Here is a 21,310-nt window from a genome sequence, read left to right as displayed (position 1 = left end):
CATGATGAAGGCAGTACCGACATTGCCTGCAGCGTTTCTGGCTGATGGCGGCGAGCGTTTGCCGCAGCCGTTGCGCGAACTCAGAACAGCACGCGGCAGGGCATTGCAGGATATGCCGCTGCCTACGCGCAAGACCGAAAACTGGAAGTATTCCAGCCGTTATCTGTCGTTCGATGAAGCGCTCGCCCCAGCCCTCGAAGAAGGCACGCAAGTGCTGGAGCCCATGGCGGTCAGCGGCTATCGGATCGTCATTCGCAACGGTCTGGTCGACCTCGCGGCCTCTGAGCTACCGGACCAGGCGGGCTTTCGCGTCACGCCATTCAGTGAGCTCGATGTCGACCGGGCGCAGCAGCTCGCAGCGCGTCTCGACCAGGCGCTGGACACCGCAACGACCCAGCTGGCTCGCCTGAACACGGCGCGCCTGGAAGATGGCGTGCTGGTCGAGGTCGCGGCCGAGACCGAAGTCGACCGCCCGCTGTATATCCAGATCCTGACGGATGCCCAGCAGAGCGGTTCGGTTTACCCACGGATCATGCTGACGATGGCGGAGCGCAGCACGCTTACGCTGGTCGAGCAGTACGAAGCCACCGACGCGCAGGCTTATCTGGTCGATGCGGTTACCGAGGCCGATGTCGGCGAGGGCGCCACGCTGACCTACATCCGCCTTGCACTCGAACCCGAATCGGTTGGCCACGTCGGGGCGACAGGCGTGCGTCTGGCGGGCGGCAGCCATTTCGAGAGCCACTGCTTCGGCTTTGGCGGCACGCTGCGTCGGCATGACCTGCAGGTCCGTTTCGAGGCGCCCGGCGCGCATTGCCTGCTGAATGGCGTTGCCGTCACCCAGAACAATCAGCACTACGACAACCACACGGTGCTCGAACACATCGCCGCCAATTGCACCAGCGAAGAGAACTACCGGTGCATGGCTGCGGGCACGTCCCACAGTGTCTTCAACGGCCGCATTCATATCCACCGCGATGCCCAGAAGACCAGTGCGCAGATGAACAGCAAGAATCTGCTGCTGTCGCCACACGCGTCGATCGATACCAAGCCCGAGCTCGAGATCTACGCCGATGACGTCAAGTGCGGCCACGGCGCCACCATTGGCCAGCTCGACCCGGAGGCGATGTTCTTTCTCCTGTCCCGCGGCATCGACAGGGCCGAGGCCAGGACCCTGCTGAGCATGGGCTTCATCAACGAACTGGTCGCCCAGATTCCGCTGGAAGATGTACGCGCGTGGATCGATGAGCGGCTGGCCGGTTTCATTCAGAACAACCTTATCGAGGATTGACCTGCCATGACCGAAGCTGTCCGCCACGCAGGCTCCGCCCCGACTCCCGCCCTATCCAGCAGGCCGCGGCTGGATATCGACCGTATTCGGGCTGATTTTCCGATTCTTGGCGAGACGGTCAACGGCAAGCCGCTGGTGTACCTGGACAACGCCGCTTCAGCGCAGAAACCTGTCCCGGTCATCGAGGCGATGGATCGTTACTACCGCACCTCGCACAGCAACGTGCACCGCGGCGCCCACACCCTGGGCGACAGGGCCACCGTCGCGTTCGAGTCGGCCCGCGAGACGGTCCGCGCATTCATCAATGCCGCCAGCACGCGGGAAATCATCTGGACCCGAGGCACCACCGAGGCCATAAACATCGTCGCCAACGGCCTGGCCACGATGCTCAAGCCCGGCGACCAGATTCTCGTTACCCACATGGAACATCACGCCAATATCGTGCCCTGGCAGATGGTCTGCGAGCGCACCGGCGCCGAACTGCGGGTCATCGCGGTCACCGACGAAGGCGAGCTGGACCAACAAAGTTTCAGCGAACAACTGACGGATCGAACCCGCGTGCTGGCCATGACACACGTGTCGAATGTGCTGGGAACGATCAATCCGGTTCGCGAGATGATCGCCACGGCCCGGGCCCAGGGCGTGATCACAGTCATCGACGGCGCCCAGGCGGTCCCTCATCTGAAGGTGGATGTACGCGAGCTGGACTGCGACTTCTACGCGTTTTCATCCCACAAGTTGCTGGGGCCGACCGGAATTGGCGTGCTGTACGGGCGCGAAAGCATCCTCGAGCAGCTGTCGCCGTTTCAGGGCGGCGGAGAGATGATCGAGCGGGTGACGTTCGCGAAAACCACCTGGGCGGCGTTGCCTCACCGCTTCGAAGCCGGTACGCCAGCGATTGCCGAAGCCATCGGACTCGAAGCCGCCATCCAGTATCTCGACGGGCTTGACCGCGAGGCTGTGGAAGCGGTGGAGGCTGCGCTATTGCAGCGCGCCAACGAACTGGTCGAGACGGTACCAGGCATGACGATCATGGGCACTGCGCGGCATAAGGTTCCCGTGTTGTCGTTTCAGATTCAGGGGCTGCATTCCAGCGATATCGGCACATTGCTCGATCAACAGGGCATCGCCATCCGCACCGGTAATCACTGCGCCATGCCGCTGATGGACCGCTTCGGCGAGAGTGGCTCGGCACGCGCGTCCTTCGCGTTCTACAACACGCTGGAGGAGGTTGATCAGCTGTTCCAGGCGCTGGCGAAACTGCAGCGGCTGTTTGCCGGGTAAGGCGCACCCGCGGCGCGCTTTGAACCGCATCCGGTGCGCTGGCCAGGCTGACGGCGAATGACTCAAATGACCGAAGGCGTCACGGCGCATGCGCACTGCCGGGACAGCCAAGATAGAGGAGCCCGACAACATGCATGAACGGGAAGTAGTGCTCACCAAACGTGAAATAGCCGGCCGACTGGTGCCTTCGGGTACCGAGGTTATGGTTCCGGCGGATACGTTCGTAACCATCACCCAGTCGCTGGGCGGCAGCTTTACCGTCGCGCTGAATGGCAATCTGGTACGTATCGAAGGCCATGACGCCGACGGGCTGGGCAAGCAGCCGTTGCAGAACAGGTTCGAGGAGACCGCGGATGGCTCGATCAACGAGAGTCAGGTCTGGGAAGCCATGCGCGCCTGCTACGACCCGGAAATACCGGTGAACGTAGTGGACCTGGGGCTGATCTATGATTGCAGGATCAGCGGACACCGGATCGACGTTCTGATGACGTTGACGGCGGCGGGATGTGGCATGGGCCAGGTGATCGCCGACGACGTCAAGCGAAAGCTCCAGGAGGTTCCCAACGTCGAAGAAGTGGCGGTGGAAATCACCTTTGACCCGCCGTGGAACAGCGATATGTTGACCGACGAAGCCAAGTTGGAACTGGGGATGCTGTGAGGCGATACCTCATGCAGCCCGTTACCCACCCGCAATGATGCCCACAGAATCGAACCGCGCCTTATGACGACCAGTACCGACTTTACCCACACCAGCCTCGGCACCGACATTCGTCTGGACGACGTCGTGGACGCGTTCGACGTGCTTGATGACTGGGAAGACCGCTACGCCTACATCGTCGATCTGGGGCGTAAACTGCCGGCATTTCCCGATGACGAGCGCACCGAAGACAACTTCGTCCAGGGCTGCCAGAGTCAGGTCTGGCTGACGCATCTGAAAGATCCGGCGAGCGGCAAGCTGTTCTTTCTCATCGACAGCGACGCGATCATCGTCAAAGGACTGGCCGCGATCGTGCTGGTCGCGCTGAATGCTCGCACCCCCGAAGACCTGTTGGCGGTCGACATCGACGACGTGTTTCGCACCCTCGACCTGTTTCGGCACATATCGCCGACGCGTGGCAATGGCCTGCGAAGTATGGTTGATCGCATCCGCGCCGTTGCCACTGATAGCTGAACGCGTCAGATAGCCGGAGCGGCGGCGATTCGAGGCGGCGATCGTATCTGTCGGCCCGCCTGCCGTACTCCAATCCTTTCATGCGTTTGATCATTTTTTATCGCGAAAAAATGACACCCTTCGACTGCAAATTCGCTAGATATAAGTAATTACCTATTCAGCAGCAAACTATTATTTATTTTCAGTTATCACTCCGATGGGCGTAGGGTTTATGGGCTTGCACGGGATGCAAGCGCTACACGGCCTCCGCCAGGCGGCCTTTGCCCCATCGACCGAGGGATGACAGCGTGATCAAAAAGCTGCTGATCGCCAATCGCGGTGAAATAGCCGTCCGCATCGTGCGGGCCTGTGCCGAAATGGGTGTGCGCTCGGTAGCGGTTTTTGCCGAACCTGACCGCCACGCCCTGCATGTCAAGCGCGCCGATGAGGCGTATTTCATTGGTGAAGACCCGCTGGCCGGGTACCTGAACCCACGCAAGTTGGTAAATCTTGCCGTCGAGACCGGTTGCGATGCGCTGCATCCCGGCTATGGTTTCCTCTCCGAGAATGCCGAGCTAGCGGAAATCTGCGCCGAGCGCGGTATCCGCTTTGTCGGCCCCAGCGCCGAAGTGATCCGCCGCATGGGCGACAAGACCGAAGCGCGGCGCAGCATGATCAAGGCCGGCGTGCCGGTCACGCCTGGCACCGAAGGCAACGTGGCGGATGTCGACGAAGCCTTGGCTGAGGCCGAGCGTATCGGCTATCCGGTCATGCTCAAGGCGACCTCCGGCGGCGGCGGCCGCGGCATTCGCCGCTGCAACTCGCGCGAAGAGCTAGCGCAAGCTTATCCGCGCGTCATCTCCGAGGCGACCAAGGCCTTTGGTTCGGCGGATGTATTCCTCGAAAAGTGCATCGTCGAGCCCAAGCATATCGAGGCTCAGGTGTTGGCCGACTCCTTCGGCAACACCGTGCATCTGTTCGAGCGCGACTGCTCGATCCAGCGGCGCAACCAGAAGCTCATTGAGATCGCCCCCAGCCCGCAGCTGACCCCGGAGCAGCGCGCCTATATCGGCGATCTCGCGGTGCGCGCGGCCAAGGCGGTGGGTTACGAGAACGCCGGTACCGTGGAATTCCTGCTCGCCGATGGCGAGGTGTATTTCATGGAAATGAACACTCGCGTGCAGGTGGAACACACCATCACCGAGGAAATCACCGGCATCGACATCGTCCGCGAGCAGATCCGCATCGCCTCGGGCCTGCCGCTCTCGGTCAAGCAGGAAGACATCCAGTATCGCGGCTTCGCCCTGCAGTTCCGCATCAACGCCGAGGAGCCGCGCAACAACTTCCTGCCCTGCTTCGGCAAGATCACCCGCTACTACGCGCCCGGCGGCCCCGGCGTGCGCACCGACACGGCGATCTACACCGGCTACACCATTCCGCCGTACTACGACTCCATGTGCCTGAAGCTCATCGTCTGGGCGCTGACCTGGGAAGAGGCGCTGGCACGCGGCTCGCGCGCACTGGACGACATGCGCGTGCAAGGCGTGAAAACCACGGCGACCTATTACCAGAAGATTCTCGACAACCCGGATTTTCGCAGCGGTCAGTTCAACACCAGCTTCGTGGATAACCATCCGGAACTGCTGAATTACTCGATCAAACGCAAGCCGGGCGAACTGGCCCTGGCCATCGCTGCCGCCATCGCCGCCCACGCAGGACTGTGAGGAACGAACCATGACTGCTCAGAAGAAAATCACCGTTACCGACACCATCCTGCGCGACGCTCACCAGTCCCTGCTGGCCACCCGCATGCGCACCGAGGACATGCTGCCTATTTGCGACAAGCTCGACCGCGTCGGCTACTGGTCGCTGGAAGTCTGGGGCGGCGCGACGTTCGACGCCTGTGTGCGCTTCCTCAAGGAAGACCCCTGGGAGCGCCTGCGCCAACTCAAGGCGGCGCTGCCCAACACCCGCCTGCAAATGCTGCTGCGCGGCCAGAACCTGCTGGGCTACCGGCATTACGCCGACGACGTGGTCGAGGCCTTCTGCGCCAAGGCGGCCGAAAACGGCATCGACGTGTTCCGCATTTTCGATGCGATGAATGACGTGCGGAACCTGGAAACCGCCATCAAGGCGGTGAAGAAGACCGGCAAGCACGCCCAGGGCACCATCGCCTACACCACCAGCCCGGTGCACACCGTCGAGCTGTTCGTCGAGCAGGGCCGGGCGATGCGCGACATGGGCGTCGATTCCATCGCGATCAAGGACATGGCCGGTCTGCTGACGCCGTTCGCCACCGGCGATCTGGTGCGCGCACTGAAAGCCGAGATCGACCTGCCGGTGTTCATCCACTCGCACGACACCGCCGGCGTGGCCAGCATGTGCCAGCTCAAGGCGATCGAGAACGGTGCCGACCACATCGACACGGCGATCTCCTCCATGGCCTGGGGCACCAGCCATCCGGGCACCGAGTCGATGGTCGCCGCGCTGCGCGGTACCCCATACGACACCGGTCTGGACCTCGAGCTGATCCAGGAGATCGGCCTGTATTTCTACGCGGTGCGCAAGAAGTACCACCAGTTCGAAAGCGACTTCACCGGGGTCGATACCCGCGTGCAGGTCAACCAGGTGCCGGGCGGGATGATTTCCAACCTGGCCAACCAGCTCAAGGAGCAAGGCGCGCTCGACCGCATGGACGAGGTGCTCGCCGAGATTCCCCGCGTTCGGAAAGACCTGGGCTACCCGCCGCTGGTCACGCCGACCTCGCAAATCGTCGGCACCCAGGCGTTTTTCAACGTACTGGCCGGCGAGCGCTACAAGACCATCACCAACGAGGTGAAGCTCTACTTGCAGGGCGGTTACGGCAAGGCGCCTGGGACCATCGACGCGAAGCTGCAGCGCCAGGCCATCGGCGGCGAGGAGCTCATCGAGGTGCGTCCGGCCGATCTGATCAAGCCGGAGCTGGACAAGCTGCGCCAGGAGATCGGCGCGCTGGCCCATAGCGAAGAGGACGTGCTGACCTACGCCATGTTCCCGGACATCGGCCGCAAGTTCCTTGAAGAGCGCGAGGCCGGCACGTTGCAACCGGAAGTGCTGCTGCCGATCCCGGATGGCAGCGCGGTGGGCGCCGCCAGTGGCGAAGGCGTGCCGACCGAGTTCGTCATCGACGTACACGGCGAGACCTATCGCGTCGACATCACCGGAGTGGGCGTCAAGGGCGAGGGCAAGCGGCATTTCTTCCTCTCCATCGACGGCATGCCGGAAGAAGTGGTGTTCGAGCCGCTGAACAATTTCGTCGGTGGCGGCAGCGCCGGACAGCGCAAACAGGCCAGCGCGCCGGGCGATGTCAGCACCAGCATGCCGGGCAACGTGGTCGATGTGCTGGTCAAGGAAGGCGATACGGTCAGAGCCGGACAGCCGGTGCTGATCAGTGAAGCGATGAAGATGGAGACCGAAATCCAGGCGCCTATCGCCGGCACGGTTAAGGCGGTGCATGTGGCTAAAGGCGACCGGGTGACCCCTGGCGATCTTCTGATAGAGATTGAAGCCTGACAGTTGTCCCTTGGGAGCCGAAAGGCTCCCTTTTTTATACGTGCCGCCGCGGCTCAAGCAACTGGGTCGATTCGAAAGACTACCGCGCAGAAGGAGGCCGAATGACAGACGTGCCCGGTATCCGACTTGCGGCGAAATGGCCATGCAGCCGTACGCCTGAGCGCGCTTGTGTGATGCAATCGAAGCCTGGGGCGTCCATCCAACAGACCTGGTTGGAGCCGCAAGATATGCAAGCGCTGCTTGAAGAAATCCTCGATGAAGTTCGCCCCCTGTTGGGGCAGGGCAAGGTTGCCGATTACATTCCAGCGCTTGCGGACGTGCCGGCCGATCAGCTGGGTATCGCGGTCTACAGCGCCGAAGGTGAGCTCTATTACGCAGGCGATGCGAAAACGCCGTTTTCGATCCAGAGCATTTCCAAGGTGTTCAGCCTGGTCCAGGCGATCCAGCATGGCGGCGAGTCGCTGTGGGAGCGGTTGGGTCATGAGCCGTCCGGGCAGCCGTTCAACTCGCTGGTGCAGCTGGAGTTCGAGCGCGGCCGGCCGCGCAATCCCTTCATCAATGCCGGCGCGCTGGTGATCTGCGACATCAACCAGTCGCGCTTTGCCGTACCGGCGCTGTCCATGCGCGATTTCGTCCGGCACCTGTCGGGCAATCCGCTGATCGTGTCGGACTCACGGGTTGCGGAGTCGGAATACCAGTATCGGGCGCGCAACGCGGCGATGGCCTATCTGATGCAAGCCTTCGGTAACTTCCACAACGATGTCGAGGCGGTGCTGCGCAGCTATTTCCATCACTGTGCGCTGCGCATGAACTGCATTGATCTGGCCCGTGCGTTCGGCTTCCTCGCGCGTGACGGGGCCTGTCTGAACGGGGGCGAACCCGTGCTGAGCCCGCGCCAGGCCAAACAGGTCAATGCCATCATGGCCACCAGCGGGCTCTATGATGAGGCCGGCAACTTTGCCTATCGCGTCGGCCTGCCTGGCAAAAGCGGGGTCGGCGGCGGCATCGTGGCCGTGGTGCCGGGGCGTTTCACGGTGTGCGTCTGGTCGCCTGAACTCAACCAGGCGGGCAATTCACTGATCGGCATGGCGGCACTGGAGAAGCTTTCGCAGCGCATTGGCTGGTCCGTCTTTTGAGGCCATCGCTAAGGATTCATCACGTCGGGGCAAGCGCCCGGCGTTCGGCACGGTCTGTCACATCGGTGCAGGGCCCGGCCACCAGCGTGCAGTTTTACCTAACCAAACCATAAGAGAGATCCTGTTATGAGTCTCGACGACAAGACGACCGAAACAGCGCAGGAGGCGCTCGACAACCTGATCGCGGGGGTCATTCAGTTCCGCGAAGAAATCTACCCGGAGCAGCGTGAGCTGTTCAGCAAGCTGGCCCACGAGCAGACGCCGCGGGCAATGTTCATCACCTGCGCCGACTCGCGCATCCTGCCGGAGCTGATCACCCAGAGTTCGCCAGGCGACCTGTTCGTGACCCGTAATGTCGGCAACATCGTGCCGCCCTACGGGATCATGAACGGCGGCGTGTCGACCGCCATCGAGTTCGCGGTAATGGCGCTTGGCGTGCATCACATCATCGTCTGCGGCCATTCCGATTGCGGCGCGATGAAAGCGGTGCTGGATCCGAAGAGCCTCGACGGCATGCCGACCGTACGCAGCTGGCTGCGCCATGCCGAAGTGGCCAGGACAGTGGTGGAGGAAAACTGCGGCTGCGCCGATCACAATACGCTGGGCGTGCTGACCGAAGAGAACGTGCTGGCCCAGCTCGATCACCTGCGCACGCACCCCTCAGTCGCGGCGCGGCTGGCCAGCGGGCAGCTGTTCATTCACGGCTGGGTCTACAACATCGGCACCAGCGAAATCCGCGCCTACGATGCGGCCAAGGGCGAGTTCCGCCTGATCGGCGACGGCCCGCTGCCAATGGCTACACCCAAGTCGCGCTACGTGTGATCGTTGCCGCGATGCGGCGCGGTCACGGTGCCTTGCGGTCGCGGATCAGGTAGCAAAGGTCGGGAGTGTTGCTGCAGCCGGCATAGCCCTCGCTGATCACTTCATTAAGTGCGCGTTGCAAACGCTCGACGGCTTCGTCGGGCGTGTGCTTGTGCAGCGCCAGGTACAGATCTTCAGCGCGAAGATTCAGCACCGGCTTGATGCCTTCTGCTCCATGCTCCTTGACTTGGTAACGCCAGACCGGGTCGGCCGTTGCCCATAGGTCCAAGCGGCCGCTGAGCAGTTTGCGCAGGTTTTCCTCTTCGCTGAGGCTGTCAGTCGGTCGTAGGCCTTGGCTCTCCAGATATTGGCTGACACCGCTGCTTTTCTGCACACCGATCTGCAGCCCCTTGGCCTGCATCAGCGTGCTCAGGTCGACGCGCGTGTCCGCTGCCGCGAGCAGCACGCTTTCGTATCGGGCCAGAGGGCCAACCCACTTGAACTGTCCTTCGTTCTGCACGGTGCGAGTGACGGAGAACAGGCCATGGCCGGCATCGGCGAGGGTCTGGGTGTAGATGCGGTCCCAGGGCGAGCGCAGCGTCAGGCTGTAATCGATGCCGGCGCGTTTGAATATCTCCCGCACGGTGTCGGTGGCGATGCCCAGAACCTCGTCTCCGCGAGCGAAATTTTTGTGGTTGGGCCCCATGTTGAACGGTGGGAAATTGTCGGTCTGCAGGATGATCTGGTAGTCCTTCGGCAACTCCGCACGGGCTGCGCCAGAGAGAACGAGCAGAACACCGAACGATAGGACGGCTATACGGGACATGCCCATGGTATCGGTATCCTCGATGCTGTTTTTATGTTGGCAAGCAGGAGGGTAGCCCCCGCAGTGTCGAGGTGCCAGTACGCAGTCGGCATGGCGTGCGCCGGTACACGTTCGGTGGGAAATGCGGCTTGTAGCGAGCTGAAGGTGACCGCGAGCTGCAAGGCAGCCTGGTGCGTTGGCACTCGACGCGCCGAAGGAGCTGAGTGCGCGAACCTGAGGTTCAGCGCACCGGGGCAGAGCGGTGAGCGGCTGGGTTACTTATGCAGCACAAACTGACCGGTGAAACGCACCGCGTCGCGGCCATCGGCGGCGAGGATGCGGCTGTGAAGCGTCAGACGCGAGCGGCCACGGCGGCGGTAGATGGTCTCGAAGCGTTCCCAGGCCCCCTTGTCCGGCGCCGCGCAGATGGCTGTGGCGTCATCGACTACTGGAAGCGGATAGTCGATCTGTCCTTCCTGGATCACGATATGACCGTCGTCGATGCCGGCTTCGCACAAGCGCAGATGCAGCCACCCCCAGCCCGCCAGCACCGAAGCACAGTACAGGCTGCCACCGAACATGCTGCTCTTGTGGTTGATGTTCGCTTGCAGCGGGACCTTCAAGCGCAGCTCATGATTTTCCCAATGCTCGACACGCAAGCCCATTGCTCGGGTCAGCGGGATGTCGTGGTGCAGGATGGCTTCCAGGTAGCGGCTATCACGGCTCATGCCGGGCGGATTCCTAAAACGTTTGCGGATACAGGCAGACGTCAAGCATGACTGCTGAGTCACGATATTGCCAGTTTCCGAACGGCTTTTTAGCGCCCCGATAAAGGCTTCTGGATGCGCGGCGCTCGTTCAGCGAGCCGGTTGTTTCTGCTGGTACGCGCAATAGCCAGGCCGTGGGCCGACATGCGGATGGTTGCGGCAGGTGTCCGGGCGCTTGGCGTAGACCGTGCACAAGCGTGTCTTGCGATCGAGGAAGAGGCAATCGCCGTTGGCCAGGCGGGTCAGGGTGAAGATGCCGTGCTTCTGGTTGAAGTGCTCGACGATGCCGGCTTTGCTCAAGCGCTTGGCAACGTTCTTTGGTGGTTCGTCACGCTCGAAGGCATCGACCAGCTCCAGGCGAATCAGGTCATCGAAACGCACTTCGACGGGTAGTGTGCAGCAGGTCGCTTGGCAATCGCGGCACAGCCCATTGCTGTATCGAGCCCAGGTCTCCAGGCGGTCAGGGTCGGCTGAAGCGATTATGCGTGTCTTCACGGTGGCGGTATCGGTAATGGCGGCGCGCGATCATAACGACACGGCGTGGAATTTCCAGCGAATCCGACGAGTCGAACGCCGGACAGACGGTCACGCAAACTCAGACGAAACCTGCAAACCTGTCTGCATTGCCATTTGCAGCGGTGGCCCGGCGCCGCCATGAACCCCTCATTTTCTATCTTCAGCTCCACGAGGCCTGTCCATGACGCAAGAAACGACCGCTCCCAACGCCGATGAGGTCACAGCTTTTCGTGAGAATGTAATCAGCAAGCTGACCTACTCGATCGGCAAGGACCCCGAGCATGCCTCCGACCATGACTGGTTCGAGGCGGTGGCGCTGGCCACCCGTGACCGCATGATCGACCAGTGGATGGACCGTACCCGGCAGGGCTATCGCGAAGGCAAAAAGCGGGTCTATTACCTCTCGCTGGAATTTCTGATCGGCCGTCTGCTCACCGACAGCCTCAGCAACCTGGGCTTGCTCGATGTCGCACGCGAGGCGCTGGCCGGCGTTGATGTCGACTTCGAGCGCATTCGTGTATTGGAGCCTGACGCCGCCTTGGGTAATGGTGGCCTGGGGCGGCTGGCGGCTTGCTTCATGGAAAGCATGGCGACCCTCGGTGTGGCCGCGCATGGCTACGGCATCCGCTACGACCACGGTCTGTTCCGCCAGGCGATTGTCGACGGCTGGCAGCACGAGCAGACCGAAACCTGGCTCAATTTCGGTAACCCCTGGGAGTTCGAACGCCCGGAAGTCAGCTACCTGATCGGCTTTGGCGGTAGCGTGGCGGCGATGCCATCGGACGGCAGCGGCACCGACCAGCCCAAGCATTTCTGGCACTGGGCCGAAGGCGTTCGTGCGATTGCCTACGACACGCCCGTGGTGGGTTGGCGCGGCGCCAGCGTCAATACGCTGCGCCTGTGGCGTGCGCGGGCCGAGGCGGATTTCCATCTGGAACGCTTCAACGCTGGCGACCACATCGGGGCGGTCGCCGAGGAAGCGCGCGCTGAAAGTATTTCCCGCGTGCTGTATCCCGCCGATAGCACCGAAGCAGGGCAGGAGCTGCGCCTGCGGCAGGAGTATTTCTTCGTCGCCGCTTCGCTGCAGGACTTGATACGGCGCCACCTGGACCAGCGCGGGACCTTGATGAACCTGCCCGAGTTCGCTGCGATCCAGCTCAACGACACGCACCCCGCCATTGCGGTTGCCGAGTTGATGCGCTTGCTGGTGGATGTGCACGACATTCCCTGGCGTAAAGCCTGGGAGCTGACCGTCGGCACGCTGTCCTATACCAATCACACGCTGCTGCCCGAGGCGCTGGAAACCTGGCCCGTGGGGCTGATGGAGCGCCTGCTGCCGCGGCACATGCAGATCATCTACCTGATCAACGCGCAGCATCTCGATGCCTTGCGTGAGCGGGGGATTCACGACGTAAACCTGCTGCGCTCGGTCTCGCTGATTGAAGAGGGTCATGGCCGCCGCGTGCGCATGGGCAATCTCGCGTTTCTCGGTTCGCACTGCGTCAATGGCGTTTCGGCGCTGCACACTGGCCTCATGCGCGAGACGGTGTTTACGGACCTGCATTCACTCTATCCCAAGCGGATCAGCAACAAGACCAACGGCATCACCTTCCGCCGCTGGCTGTACCAGGCCAACCCGCAGCTGACCCGTCTGCTGGTCGATCACGTCGGCGAAGAACTGCTCGACTCGCCAGAAACACTGCTGCGCGAGCTGGAGCCCTACGCTGACCAGCCGGACTTCCGCGCCCGCTTCGCCGCCCAGCGGCTGGGCAACAAACAGTTGCTGGCACGCATGATTCAGGAGCGGCTGGGGATCAGCATCGATCCGCATGCGTTGTTCGATGTGCACGTCAAACGCATCCATGAGTACAAGCGCCAATTGCTGAACCTGCTGCATACCGTCGCGCTGTATCAGGCGATTCGCTCCGATCCGGGCGGCCATTGGGTGCCACGCGTGAAGATCTTCGCCGGCAAGGCGGCGGCCAGTTATCACACGGCCAAACTGATCATCAAACTGACCAACGATATCGCGCGGACCATTAATGATGATCCGACCGTGCGTGGCTTGCTGAAGGTCGTGTTCCTGCCCAACTACAACGTCAGCCTGGCCGAGCGCATCATCCCGGCCGCTGACCTGTCCGAGCAGATTTCTACCGCCGGACTCGAGGCGTCGGGAACCAGCAACATGAAATTCGCCCTCAATGGCGCGCTGACCATCGGCACGCTGGATGGCGCCAACGTCGAAATGTGCGAGCAGATCGGCGCCGAGCACATGTTCATCTTTGGTATGACCGCCGAAGAGGTCGAGGCCCGCAAACAGGCCAACGAGTACAACGCCGAAGCCACCATCATCAGTTCGCCGCGGCTCAACGAAGTGTTGATGGCAATCCGCAATGGTGCTTTCTCGGCCGAAGATCCGGGTCGCTATACCGCCTTGATCGACGGCTTGAAATGGCACGATACGTTCATGGTCTGCGCCGACTTCGAGGCGTATTGGCAGGCGCAGCTGGAAGTCGAGGCGCGCTGGCGCGATGCGGACAGCTGGTGGCGTTCGGCGGTGCTCAATACGGCACGCACCGGCTGGTTCTCCTCGGATCGCACCATCCGCGAATACGCCGAGGAAATCTGGAAGGTGCTCTGACGGGAAAGGGGTGGCCGATCACGCCGTTGCCTCTTCGGCACAAAAAAGCGGTGCTGGGATGTTGGAGGTGGCTGGCAGGCCCTTTGCCGCTGCGCTGAACTCTGCGCACGGTCGGCAGGTCTGAGGGGGGTTAGTTTCCCCTTGGCCTGCTAAACTGCGCGGGCTTATCCATCCCTCCGGAGCCATTCCATGTCACGCGTAACCCTGAGTCGCTACTTGATTGAGCAGACCCGCAGCAACAACACCCCTGCAGATCTGCGCTTCCTTATCGAAGTAGTGGCTCGAGCGTGCAAGGAAATTAGCCACGCGGTCTCCAAGGGCGCGCTGGGCGGTGTGCTCGGCAGCGCCGATAGCGAGAACATCCAGGGCGAAGTGCAGAAAAAGCTCGACGTGCTGTCCAACGAAATCCTGCTTGAAGCCAACGAGTGGGGCGGTCACCTGGCCGGCATGGCGTCCGAAGAAATGGACAACGCCTACCAGATTCCGGGCAAGTACCCGAAAGGCGCCTACCTGCTGGTCTTCGATCCGCTGGACGGCTCCAGCAACATTGATGTCAACGTGTCGGTCGGCACCATTTTCTCGGTGCTGCGTTGCCCCGGCGAATGCTTCAGCCAGAACGACGCGCTGGGCGAGGAGGCGTTCCTCCAGCCGGGCACCAAACAGGTGGCTGCGGGTTACGCGATCTACGGCCCGCAAACCATGCTGATACTGACCCTGGGTAACGGCGTCATGGGCTTCACCCTCGACCGCGAACTGGGCAGCTTCGTGCTGACTCACGAAAATCTCCGCGTGCCGGAAAGCACCGCTGAATTCGCCATCAACATGTCCAACCAGCGCCACTGGGAAGCACCGGTGCAGCGCTACGTCAGTGAATTGTTGGCCGGCGAAGAAGGCCCGCTGACCAAGAACTACAACATGCGCTGGATCGCCTCGATGGTCGCCGATGTGCACCGTATCCTGACCCGCGGCGGCATGTTCATGTACCCACGCGACTCCCGCGAGCCTGGCAAGGCCGGCAAGCTGCGCCTGATGTACGAAGCCAACCCGATGTCCTTCATCATCGAGCAGGCCGGCGGCGCGGCAACCACCGGCACTCAGCGCATCCTCGACGTGCAGCCCGAGTCGCTGCACCAGCGTGTCCCGGTGTTCCTGGGCTCCAAGGAAGAAGTCGAGCGCGTCACCGGTTACCACCAGGCCTGACAGATGACTTCGCCCGCACAGGACTTACTGCACTGGTGGTTCGGTGAGGGCGTGACCGCCACTGAAATAGCCGGCGCAAAGAACGGCCTCTGGTTCGGCTACAAGTCCGAACAGGATGCCGAAGCGCGCGAACGTTTCGGTGACCTCAGCGAACGTGCACTTGCAGGTGAGCTGAACGATTGGGCAGGATCGCCGCAGGGCTGGCTCGGGCTTGTCCTGTTGCTCGACCAGCTGCCGCGTATGATCCATCGCGGCACACCGCAGGCGTTCGCCGGCGGCGAACTCGCACTGCAGCTTGTGCGGGACGGCATGGCCCACGGCGGCGACGTCCTGCTTGCACCGATCCAGCGAGTGTTTATCTATCTGGTGCTGGAGCACGCTGAAGATCTCAGCATTCAGGATCAGGCCGTTCAGCAGTTCGAGCAGCTCCTTGGTATTGCCGATGCGTATGAGCGAAAGCTGTTTGCCGGTTTCCTCGACTTCGCTGAACGCCATCGGCAAGTCATTGCCCGTTTCGGCCGCTTCCCCCATCGCAACGAAATACTCGGACGCGCCTCCAGCGAGGCGGAACGGGCTTTTCTTGCCGAGCCCGGCTCGCACTTCTAGCTTTCCCGAGGAACCTTCCCGGGTGGCTTGTTTTCTATCTGTTATCGCAAGGCAAGGCCAAGCAAGGCCCGTTGCCGACCAACAAAGGATCCTGTCATGTCGTTGCGCTATTTATCGCTGATCGCTGCTGTCGTGCTGTTGGCTGCGTGCAGCCCGGTGACCCAGGAAAACTTCGCCAAGTTGCAGGCTGGGATGTCCCGCGCCGAGGTTGAAGAGTTGCTGGGCAAGCCGGGTGAGTGCGCGGGTGCGCTGGGTATGTCGAGTTGCACCTGGGGCCAGAAGAATCGCTTCATCAGCATCCAGTTCGCAGGCGACAAGGTCATGATGTTCTCGGGCCAGGGCCTGAAATAAGGAGGTCGTATGCGTCTGCTGGTTGCGCTTTTCTCAGTACTGCTTATCTCTGGATGTGCTGGCTCCGGTAGTGATGTCGACGGGCCGGACACAGCCGGGCAGGTCGACCTGAAACGCTACCAGGGCGTGTGGTACGAGCAGGCGAGATTGCCAATGTTCTTCCAGCGTAATTGCGTCCGATCGGAAGCCCACTATCGTCTGCAGGACGACGGCCGTACGGCTGTGACCAACCGTTGTGAAACAACCGATGGGGAATGGAAGCAGGCCGAAGGCGAAGCGTTCCCTCAGCAGGAGGGGCGAACCGACAAGCTGTGGGTTCGCTTCGATAACTGGTTCAGCAAGCTCTTCCCTGGCCTGACCAAGGGGCATTACTGGATTCTCTATCTGGCCGATGACTACAGCGTGGCGCTGGTCGGCAGCCCGGATCGGGACAATCTCTGGCTACTGTCGAGGGACAAGGAGATCGACGCGGCAATGCGCGACAGGCTGCTCGACGAGGCGCGCAAGCGTGGCTACAACACCAACGAGCTGATTTGGCGTGGCGAGTCGTCCTAGGCTTCGTCGCCCCAAGCCGCGCTCGGCAACTGGGTCACTCCCAGTTCAAGCGTGCCAGCCGCCATTCTCCCTCCGAAAGCCACCATTCGAGCCGGACGTCGTAGTGGCCGAGGCGCTGCGGTAACCAGCCTTCAGCGCCGGTCAGCGCGATCTGCGCTTCGCTGTAGCCCTTGTCCGGGTAGGTTGGGTCAATCCAGCTGCGGCTATTGAGCGCGATGACGCTCACGTTGCGATGACGCAAGAACATCAAGGTAGCCGTGCGTCGAACCCAGTCCCGGTCCAGCTCTCGGTTGGCGCTGAAGTCGGTGTGGACAACGTCCAGGAGCTGCGAGGTGTCCTTGTTTTCGATGCTGTTCTGCAGCGATTCAACCGCCGCCCGCAGCGCAGCCTCTGGGTCATCCCGACCGCAACCGACAAGCAGCAGCGCGATCGCCAGCACCGCGGCGGCTAATTTCCATAGGAGCATGCCGAACCTCTCGAACCTCGTTATGATGCCGGAAACGTCAGGCGGGTCCGCGACCCGCGCACCGACCACGGAGTGTGCCATGCAGACCTTGTATCCGGAGATCAAACCCTACGCCCGGCATGAGCTGGCGGTTGAAGCGCCGCATGTGCTTTACGTCGACGAGAGTGGATCGCCGGAGGGGCTGCCCGTGGTGTTCGTTCACGGTGGTCCAGGCGGTGGTTGCGATGCGCTGAGTCGCCGTTTCTTCGACCCCAACCTGTATCGCATCATCACCTTCGATCAGCGCGGCTGCGGTCGTTCCACCCCCCATGCAAGCCTCGAAAATAACACCACGGCGCACCTGATCGCAGACATGGAGCACATCCGCGAATTTCTCGGTATCGACAAGTGGGTGCTGTTCGGCGGCTCCTGGGGCTCGACGCTGTCACTGGCGTATGCGCAGAGCTTTCCAGAACGCGTCCATGCCCTCATTCTGCGGGGCATCTTTCTCTGCCGCACGAAGGACCTCGAATGGTTCTATCAGGACGGTGCCAGCCGTTTGTTCCCCGACTATTGGCAGGATTACATTGCACCGATCCCGCCGGAAGAGCGCGGCGATCTGATGCAGGCGTTCTACAAGCGCCTGACGGGCAGCGACCAGATTGCCCAGATGCATGCAGCCAAGGCCTGGTCATGCTGGGAGGGACGCACCGCGACCTTGCGACCCAACACCCAGGTCGTCGACCGCTTCTCCGATACACATCGGGCGCTGGCGATGGCGCGCATCGAATGCCACTACTTCGTCAACCAAGCGTTTCTGCAGCCGGATCAGCTCTTGCGCGACATGCACAAGATTGCGCACCTGCCTGGCATCATCGTGCATGGTCGCTACGACGTCATCTGCCCGCTGGACAACGCCTGGGAGCTACACGAGGTGTGGACTAACAGCGAGCTGCAGATCATTCGTGAGGCAGGACACTCGGCTTCCGAGTCGGGCATCTGCGACGCGCTGGTGCGAGCCGCCGCCGATATTGCCAAGCGCCTGCTCGATTTGCCGCCCGAGGAAGCCTGATGAAGGGGCTGATCCAGCGCGTGCAGCAGGCGCGGGTCGAGGTGGCGGGAGAGGTGGTCGGTTCGATCGACCAGGGGCTGCTGGTGCTGGTAGGGGTGGAGCGGGAAGATGATCGGGCGCGTGCCGACAAGCTTCTGCACAAGCTATTGCGATATCGAGTGTTCAGCGACGACAACGGCAAGATGAACCGCTCGCTTGCAGATGTTGGTGGTGGCTTGTTGCTGGTGTCTCAATTCACGCTGGCGGCCGACACAGGCAGTGGCCTGCGACCAAGCTTCTCGAGTGCCGCACCGCCTGCCCTTGGCGAAGAACTCTATGATTATCTGGCCGCTCAGGCGCGTCTTCAGCATCCAAATGTGGCCTTCGGCCGTTTCGGTGCAGCTATGCAAGTGCACCTTCAAAACGACGGGCCGGTGACCTTTTTGCTGGAAAGCTGAGGGTAAGACGGCAGAGCAGGTCAGCGGCTCGACGGTTCGAGGCCGTTGTCGTGCAACCAGGTAATCGCATACTCGCGTAGCTGCACGGTTTGGTAGTCCAGCCAGGCCTGACGGACCGCTGGAAAATCCTCCAACTTGAAGTCGAAGGTCCGCAGCGGCTTGCGTCCTTGCAGTGCGTTGCTGAGAACGGCATGGGCGTTGGGGTCATGCTGGGTGAACAGGAACGCCTCGCGCATGGCGATGGACTGCGGTAAACCGAGCGGTTCGATGTGCAGATAACGATCGTCCTGCACATCATATTTCTCATTGACGCCCGGCGCGGCTTCGCCAGGAAAAACCGCGCGTATTTGGCCTGATTCCAAGTCCAGGTAGTGCTCGCTGGCGTCGCGGTTATCCAGCGCGTATTCCAGGCGGTGAAGGTCGATGGTCAAGGGTCGCATGGCTACAACTGTTGTGAGGGTTCACAGCCTATGACCCGTACGCACCAGCTGCGTGCGCTACGTTCATCGGTACTGCGTCGCATCTTGGCAAAACGGCGCTTCAGAACAGGCGCGCCAACAGGGCGCTGACGGCTGTCTCTACGCGCAGAATGCGATCACCGAGCTGCACGGGCTGCAGGCCGGCCTCGGTCAGCTTCTCTACTTCGTAGGGTATCCAGCCACCTTCCGGGCCGATGGCGAGCGTCACCGGTTCGCTCAGTGCGCGAGGGCAGGTTGGGTAATCACCCGGATGACCCACCAGACCGCGCGTGCCGGCGACCAGTTGTGGCAGGCGGTCTTCGACGAAGGGTTTGAAGCGTTTCTCGACGCTGACCTCAGGTAGCACCGTATCGCGCGCTTGTTCCAGGCCGAGCTGCAACTGCTCGCGAATGGCCAGCGGCTCAAGGAACGGGGTCTGCCAGAAGCTCTTTTCCACGCGGTAGCTGTTGAGCAACACAAGCCTGGGTACGCCCATGCTGGCTACGGTCTGCAGCACGCGGCGCAGCATTTTTGGGCGGGGCAAGGCCAACAGCAGCGTAACGGGCAATTTGGCGGGTGGGGCTTGCTGAAGCTTGATCTCGAGTTCGGCTTCTCGGGCATCCAGACGCAGCAGCTGCCCTTGGCCCATCTGCCCGCCTAGCAACCCGACCCGCAGTGAGCCACCTGCCTCGGCGCGGTGAACCTCCTGGATGTGTGTCAGGCGGCGGTCACGCAGGATGACCCTATTGGCGGCAACGAAGTCGGCCGCCTCCAGCAGCAGCAGATTCACTGGCGTGAAGCAGGCGGTTGATCGCCGGGATGGGGATCGCTGCTGTCTGCATCGCCGCGGAATTCTTCCTCGCGCTTTTTCACCATGCTGCCGCAGATCAACCCGGCTTCGAACAGAATCCACATAGGTATGGCGAGCAACGCTTGGGAGAACACATCCGGTGGCGTCAGCACCATGCCGATAACGAAGCAGCCGACGATGACGTACGGACGACTCTTGCGCAACGTCTCTACATCAACGATGCCCACCCAGATCAGCAGGAAGGTCGCAACCGGAATCTCGAACGCCACGCCAAAGGCGAAGAACAGCGTGAGCACGAAATCCAGGTACTGGCCGATGTCGGTCATCATCGCCACGCCTTCCGGCGTCACGCTGGCAAAGAAGCCGAACATGATCGGAAACACCACGAAGTAGGCGAAGGCCATGCCGCCGTAGAAGAGAAAGATGCTAGAGATCAGCAGAGGCACCGCCACGCGCTTTTCATGCTTGTATAGACCGGGCGCAATGAAGCCCCAGATCTGATGCAGGATGACCGGCATCGACAGGAACAACGCCACCATCATCGTCAGCTTGAACGGCGTCAGGAACGGCGAGGCGACACCGGTGGCGATCATGGTCGCGCCTTCCGGCAGGTACGCTCTGAGTGGCGCCGCGACCAGCGCATAGATCTGCTGCGAGAAGTAGAACAGCCCGCCGAACAGCAGCAGGATCGCCACCGTGCAACGCAGCAGTCGCTTGCGCAACTCGGTCAGGTGGGCAATCAGCGGCATTTCCTGATCATCGATGGATGTTTTGCTCATGGCTCAGGCGATTTGTCCGGGCGGGGTACGGGGGCCGTGTCGGCGGGTTTGGCTTCGGCAGGCGCTGCCGTTTCAAGATGGCTGGCATCTGGCGGCGGTGTGGCCGATTGCGGGGACGGCGTGCTGTTCGCGCTGGGCGAACTGGGCGAACTGGGCATGATGCTCTGCTTCATTTCCCGCTCAAGGTCGAGGATGCGCTCGTTGTGCAGCTGCCGACGAATCTCGTCGGCGCCGATTTCGCGCTCAACCTCGGATTTGATGTTGGCGAAGCTTCGCTTGGCACGCCCGATCCACAGGCCAGCTGTACGCACGGCACCGGGCAGGCGCTCCGGGCCAAGTACGAACAGCGCAACCAGGCCGATCAGCAGCAGTTCGGTGAAACCGATATCGAACATGGCGCCTCAGTTCTTCTTCGTCGGTTCTTCGACCTTGCGGGCCTCGGCATCGATGGTGTGGTTCTGTTTCTCCTCGACACCGGGTTTTTCCTCATCGGTGCCCATGGACTTGCGGAACCCCTTGATCGCATCGCCGAGATCCGAGCCCAAACCCTTGAGGCGCTTGGTGCCAAAAAGCATGACCACGATGAGCAGAACGATCAGGAGTTGCCAGACGCTGATTCCACCAAAACCCATGCTGCAGTACTCCAGAGTTGT

24 protein-coding genes are annotated in these 21,310 nt (G+C 61.8%); 15 read left to right on the top strand and 9 right to left on the bottom strand.

Annotated features, from left to right (window positions below):
- Nucleotides 1-4 precede the first annotated feature (4 nt).
- The 8 genes from sufD (at nt 5) to PSTU_RS0107975 (ending at nt 9,235) form a co-directional block, all read left to right on the top strand.
- Nucleotides 5-1,291 carry a Fe-S cluster assembly protein SufD gene (sufD, locus tag PSTU_RS0108010; RefSeq protein WP_019340524.1) on the top strand — a complete coding sequence of 429 codons (1,287 nt, stop codon included), beginning with the start codon at nt 5-7 and terminating at the stop codon, nt 1,289-1,291.
- Nucleotides 1,292-1,297: 6 nt separating this feature from the next.
- The gene (locus tag PSTU_RS0108005; RefSeq protein ID WP_019340523.1) at nt 1,298-2,575 is read left to right on the top strand and encodes an aminotransferase class V-fold PLP-dependent enzyme; all 1,278 of its coding nucleotides are present in this window, start codon (nt 1,298-1,300) and stop codon (nt 2,573-2,575) included.
- Between the two features lie 130 nt (nt 2,576-2,705).
- Nucleotides 2,706-3,233 carry a putative Fe-S cluster assembly protein SufT gene (gene sufT / locus PSTU_RS0108000; protein ID WP_029404674.1) on the top strand — a complete coding sequence of 176 codons (528 nt, stop codon included), beginning with the start codon at nt 2,706-2,708 and terminating at the stop codon, nt 3,231-3,233.
- A 63-nt stretch (nt 3,234-3,296) separates the two neighbouring features.
- Nucleotides 3,297-3,746, top strand: coding sequence for a SufE family protein (locus PSTU_RS0107995; protein WP_019340521.1), 450 nt, complete (start codon nt 3,297-3,299; stop codon nt 3,744-3,746).
- 287 nt (nt 3,747-4,033) lie between these two features.
- Nucleotides 4,034-5,449, top strand: a complete 1,416-nt coding sequence (locus tag PSTU_RS0107990) for an acetyl-CoA carboxylase biotin carboxylase subunit (protein WP_019340520.1) — start codon at nt 4,034-4,036, stop codon at nt 5,447-5,449.
- Nucleotides 5,450-5,459: 10 nt separating this feature from the next.
- Nucleotides 5,460-7,277, top strand: a complete 1,818-nt coding sequence (gene oadA / locus PSTU_RS0107985; RefSeq protein WP_019340519.1) for a sodium-extruding oxaloacetate decarboxylase subunit alpha — start codon at nt 5,460-5,462, stop codon at nt 7,275-7,277.
- Nucleotides 7,278-7,504: 227 nt separating this feature from the next.
- Entirely contained in the window at nt 7,505-8,413 is a 909-nt protein-coding gene (glsB, locus tag PSTU_RS0107980; RefSeq protein ID WP_019340518.1) for a glutaminase B, read from the top strand.
- A 126-nt stretch (nt 8,414-8,539) separates the two neighbouring features.
- Nucleotides 8,540-9,235 (top strand): carbonic anhydrase, encoded by a 696-nt coding sequence (locus PSTU_RS0107975; RefSeq protein WP_019340517.1) that lies wholly within the window; start codon nt 8,540-8,542, stop codon nt 9,233-9,235.
- A 22-nt stretch (nt 9,236-9,257) separates the two neighbouring features.
- Here PSTU_RS0107975 and PSTU_RS0107970 read toward each other — a convergent pair whose 3' ends face one another.
- From PSTU_RS0107970 to PSTU_RS0107960, 3 genes are all read right to left on the bottom strand, one after another.
- The gene (locus tag PSTU_RS0107970; protein ID WP_019340516.1) at nt 9,258-10,046 is read right to left on the bottom strand and encodes a substrate-binding periplasmic protein; all 789 of its coding nucleotides are present in this window, start codon (nt 10,044-10,046) and stop codon (nt 9,258-9,260) included.
- Nucleotides 10,047-10,294: 248 nt separating this feature from the next.
- Nucleotides 10,295-10,747 (bottom strand): thioesterase domain-containing protein, encoded by a 453-nt coding sequence (locus PSTU_RS0107965; RefSeq protein ID WP_019340515.1) that lies wholly within the window; start codon nt 10,745-10,747, stop codon nt 10,295-10,297.
- A 129-nt stretch (nt 10,748-10,876) separates the two neighbouring features.
- Entirely contained in the window at nt 10,877-11,281 is a 405-nt protein-coding gene (locus PSTU_RS0107960; protein WP_019340514.1) for a YkgJ family cysteine cluster protein, read from the bottom strand.
- A 202-nt stretch (nt 11,282-11,483) separates the two neighbouring features.
- Between PSTU_RS0107960 and PSTU_RS0107955 the strand changes: the two genes are divergently transcribed.
- From PSTU_RS0107955 to PSTU_RS0107935, 5 genes are all read left to right on the top strand, one after another.
- A complete protein-coding gene (locus PSTU_RS0107955) occupies nt 11,484-13,943 on the top strand; it encodes a glycogen/starch/alpha-glucan phosphorylase (RefSeq protein WP_019340513.1) in 2,460 nt (819 codons plus the stop codon).
- Nucleotides 13,944-14,132: 189 nt separating this feature from the next.
- Nucleotides 14,133-15,143: a class 1 fructose-bisphosphatase gene (locus tag PSTU_RS0107950; RefSeq protein WP_019340512.1), complete on the top strand. Its 1,011-nt coding sequence runs from the start codon at nt 14,133-14,135 to the stop codon at nt 15,141-15,143.
- A gap of 3 nt (nt 15,144-15,146) precedes the next feature.
- Nucleotides 15,147-15,749, top strand: a complete 603-nt coding sequence (locus PSTU_RS0107945; RefSeq protein ID WP_019340511.1) for a DUF924 family protein — start codon at nt 15,147-15,149, stop codon at nt 15,747-15,749.
- Between the two features lie 96 nt (nt 15,750-15,845).
- On the top strand, nt 15,846-16,100 hold the full coding sequence (gene bamE / locus PSTU_RS0107940; RefSeq protein ID WP_019340510.1) for an outer membrane protein assembly factor BamE: 255 nt from the start codon (nt 15,846-15,848) through the stop codon (nt 16,098-16,100).
- A 9-nt stretch (nt 16,101-16,109) separates the two neighbouring features.
- Entirely contained in the window at nt 16,110-16,655 is a 546-nt protein-coding gene (locus tag PSTU_RS0107935) for a lipocalin family protein (protein ID WP_019340509.1), read from the top strand.
- 34 nt (nt 16,656-16,689) lie between these two features.
- Here PSTU_RS0107935 and PSTU_RS0107930 read toward each other — a convergent pair whose 3' ends face one another.
- Nucleotides 16,690-17,121: a hypothetical protein gene (locus PSTU_RS0107930; RefSeq protein WP_019340508.1), complete on the bottom strand. Its 432-nt coding sequence runs from the start codon at nt 17,119-17,121 to the stop codon at nt 16,690-16,692.
- 79 nt (nt 17,122-17,200) lie between these two features.
- Here PSTU_RS0107930 and pip point away from each other — a divergent pair, with 79 nt between their 5' ends.
- The gene (gene pip / locus PSTU_RS0107925) at nt 17,201-18,172 is read left to right on the top strand and encodes a prolyl aminopeptidase (RefSeq protein ID WP_019340507.1); all 972 of its coding nucleotides are present in this window, start codon (nt 17,201-17,203) and stop codon (nt 18,170-18,172) included.
- Nucleotides 18,172-18,609, top strand: a complete 438-nt coding sequence (dtd, locus tag PSTU_RS0107920) for a D-aminoacyl-tRNA deacylase (protein WP_019340506.1) — start codon at nt 18,172-18,174, stop codon at nt 18,607-18,609. The genes pip and dtd overlap by 1 nt, the downstream gene beginning before the upstream one ends.
- Nucleotides 18,610-18,629: 20 nt before the next feature.
- On the opposite strand, the gene PSTU_RS0107915 is transcribed toward dtd, so the two are convergent.
- The 5 genes from PSTU_RS0107915 to tatA all read right to left on the bottom strand — a co-directional run bounded on the left by PSTU_RS0107915 (nt 18,630) and on the right by tatA (nt 21,289).
- Complete coding sequence (locus PSTU_RS0107915; RefSeq protein ID WP_019340505.1) at nt 18,630-19,049, bottom strand: UPF0158 family protein; 420 nt, start codon at nt 19,047-19,049, stop codon at nt 18,630-18,632.
- Between the two features lie 100 nt (nt 19,050-19,149).
- On the bottom strand, nt 19,150-19,857 hold the full coding sequence (locus PSTU_RS0107910; protein ID WP_019340504.1) for a 16S rRNA (uracil(1498)-N(3))-methyltransferase: 708 nt from the start codon (nt 19,855-19,857) through the stop codon (nt 19,150-19,152).
- Nucleotides 19,854-20,657 carry a twin-arginine translocase subunit TatC gene (gene tatC / locus PSTU_RS0107905; protein WP_019340503.1) on the bottom strand — a complete coding sequence of 268 codons (804 nt, stop codon included), beginning with the start codon at nt 20,655-20,657 and terminating at the stop codon, nt 19,854-19,856. Before tatC ends, PSTU_RS0107910 begins: the two co-directional genes overlap by 4 nt.
- On the bottom strand, nt 20,654-21,052 hold the full coding sequence (gene tatB, locus PSTU_RS0107900; RefSeq protein ID WP_019340502.1) for a Sec-independent protein translocase protein TatB: 399 nt from the start codon (nt 21,050-21,052) through the stop codon (nt 20,654-20,656). Before tatB ends, tatC begins: the two co-directional genes overlap by 4 nt.
- 6 nt (nt 21,053-21,058) lie before the next feature.
- Nucleotides 21,059-21,289, bottom strand: coding sequence for a twin-arginine translocase TatA/TatE family subunit (gene tatA, locus PSTU_RS0107895; RefSeq protein WP_019340501.1), 231 nt, complete (start codon nt 21,287-21,289; stop codon nt 21,059-21,061).
- Nucleotides 21,290-21,310: the final 21 nt, after the last annotated feature.

Origin of the sequence: Stutzerimonas stutzeri SDM-LAC (assembly GCF_000235745.1) — a bacterium.
Taxonomy (GTDB): domain Bacteria; phylum Pseudomonadota; class Gammaproteobacteria; order Pseudomonadales; family Pseudomonadaceae; genus Stutzerimonas; species Stutzerimonas stutzeri_H.
This window is presented reverse-complemented; position numbering and strand designations above follow the sequence as displayed.

What these genes read in the sequence shown, in the direction of transcription:
- pip (WP_019340507.1), top strand. Translation starts at nt 17,201, where the DNA reads ATGCAGACCTTGTATCCGGAGATCAAACCCTACGCCCGGCATGAGCTG.
- PSTU_RS0108005 (WP_019340523.1), top strand. Translation starts at nt 1,298, where the DNA reads ATGACCGAAGCTGTCCGCCACGCAGGCTCCGCCCCGACTCCCGCCCTA.
- PSTU_RS0107930 (WP_019340508.1), bottom strand. Translation starts at nt 17,121, where the DNA reads ATGCTCCTATGGAAATTAGCCGCCGCGGTGCTGGCGATCGCGCTGCTG.
- PSTU_RS0107965 (WP_019340515.1), bottom strand. Translation starts at nt 10,747, where the DNA reads ATGAGCCGTGATAGCCGCTACCTGGAAGCCATCCTGCACCACGACATC.
- PSTU_RS0107915 (WP_019340505.1), bottom strand. Translation starts at nt 19,049, where the DNA reads ATGCGACCCTTGACCATCGACCTTCACCGCCTGGAATACGCGCTGGAT.
- tatA (WP_019340501.1), bottom strand. Translation starts at nt 21,289, where the DNA reads ATGGGTTTTGGTGGAATCAGCGTCTGGCAACTCCTGATCGTTCTGCTC.
- dtd (WP_019340506.1), top strand. Translation starts at nt 18,172, where the DNA reads ATGAAGGGGCTGATCCAGCGCGTGCAGCAGGCGCGGGTCGAGGTGGCG.
- PSTU_RS0107995 (WP_019340521.1), top strand. Translation starts at nt 3,297, where the DNA reads ATGACGACCAGTACCGACTTTACCCACACCAGCCTCGGCACCGACATT.
- sufT (WP_029404674.1), top strand. Translation starts at nt 2,706, where the DNA reads ATGCATGAACGGGAAGTAGTGCTCACCAAACGTGAAATAGCCGGCCGA.
- sufD (WP_019340524.1), top strand. Translation starts at nt 5, where the DNA reads ATGAAGGCAGTACCGACATTGCCTGCAGCGTTTCTGGCTGATGGCGGC.
- PSTU_RS0107950 (WP_019340512.1), top strand. Translation starts at nt 14,133, where the DNA reads ATGTCACGCGTAACCCTGAGTCGCTACTTGATTGAGCAGACCCGCAGC.
- PSTU_RS0107975 (WP_019340517.1), top strand. Translation starts at nt 8,540, where the DNA reads ATGAGTCTCGACGACAAGACGACCGAAACAGCGCAGGAGGCGCTCGAC.
- tatB (WP_019340502.1), bottom strand. Translation starts at nt 21,052, where the DNA reads ATGTTCGATATCGGTTTCACCGAACTGCTGCTGATCGGCCTGGTTGCG.
- PSTU_RS0107970 (WP_019340516.1), bottom strand. Translation starts at nt 10,046, where the DNA reads ATGGGCATGTCCCGTATAGCCGTCCTATCGTTCGGTGTTCTGCTCGTT.
- glsB (WP_019340518.1), top strand. Translation starts at nt 7,505, where the DNA reads ATGCAAGCGCTGCTTGAAGAAATCCTCGATGAAGTTCGCCCCCTGTTG.
- oadA (WP_019340519.1), top strand. Translation starts at nt 5,460, where the DNA reads ATGACTGCTCAGAAGAAAATCACCGTTACCGACACCATCCTGCGCGAC.
- PSTU_RS0107945 (WP_019340511.1), top strand. Translation starts at nt 15,147, where the DNA reads ATGACTTCGCCCGCACAGGACTTACTGCACTGGTGGTTCGGTGAGGGC.
- tatC (WP_019340503.1), bottom strand. Translation starts at nt 20,657, where the DNA reads ATGAGCAAAACATCCATCGATGATCAGGAAATGCCGCTGATTGCCCAC.
- bamE (WP_019340510.1), top strand. Translation starts at nt 15,846, where the DNA reads ATGTCGTTGCGCTATTTATCGCTGATCGCTGCTGTCGTGCTGTTGGCT.
- PSTU_RS0107935 (WP_019340509.1), top strand. Translation starts at nt 16,110, where the DNA reads ATGCGTCTGCTGGTTGCGCTTTTCTCAGTACTGCTTATCTCTGGATGT.
- PSTU_RS0107955 (WP_019340513.1), top strand. Translation starts at nt 11,484, where the DNA reads ATGACGCAAGAAACGACCGCTCCCAACGCCGATGAGGTCACAGCTTTT.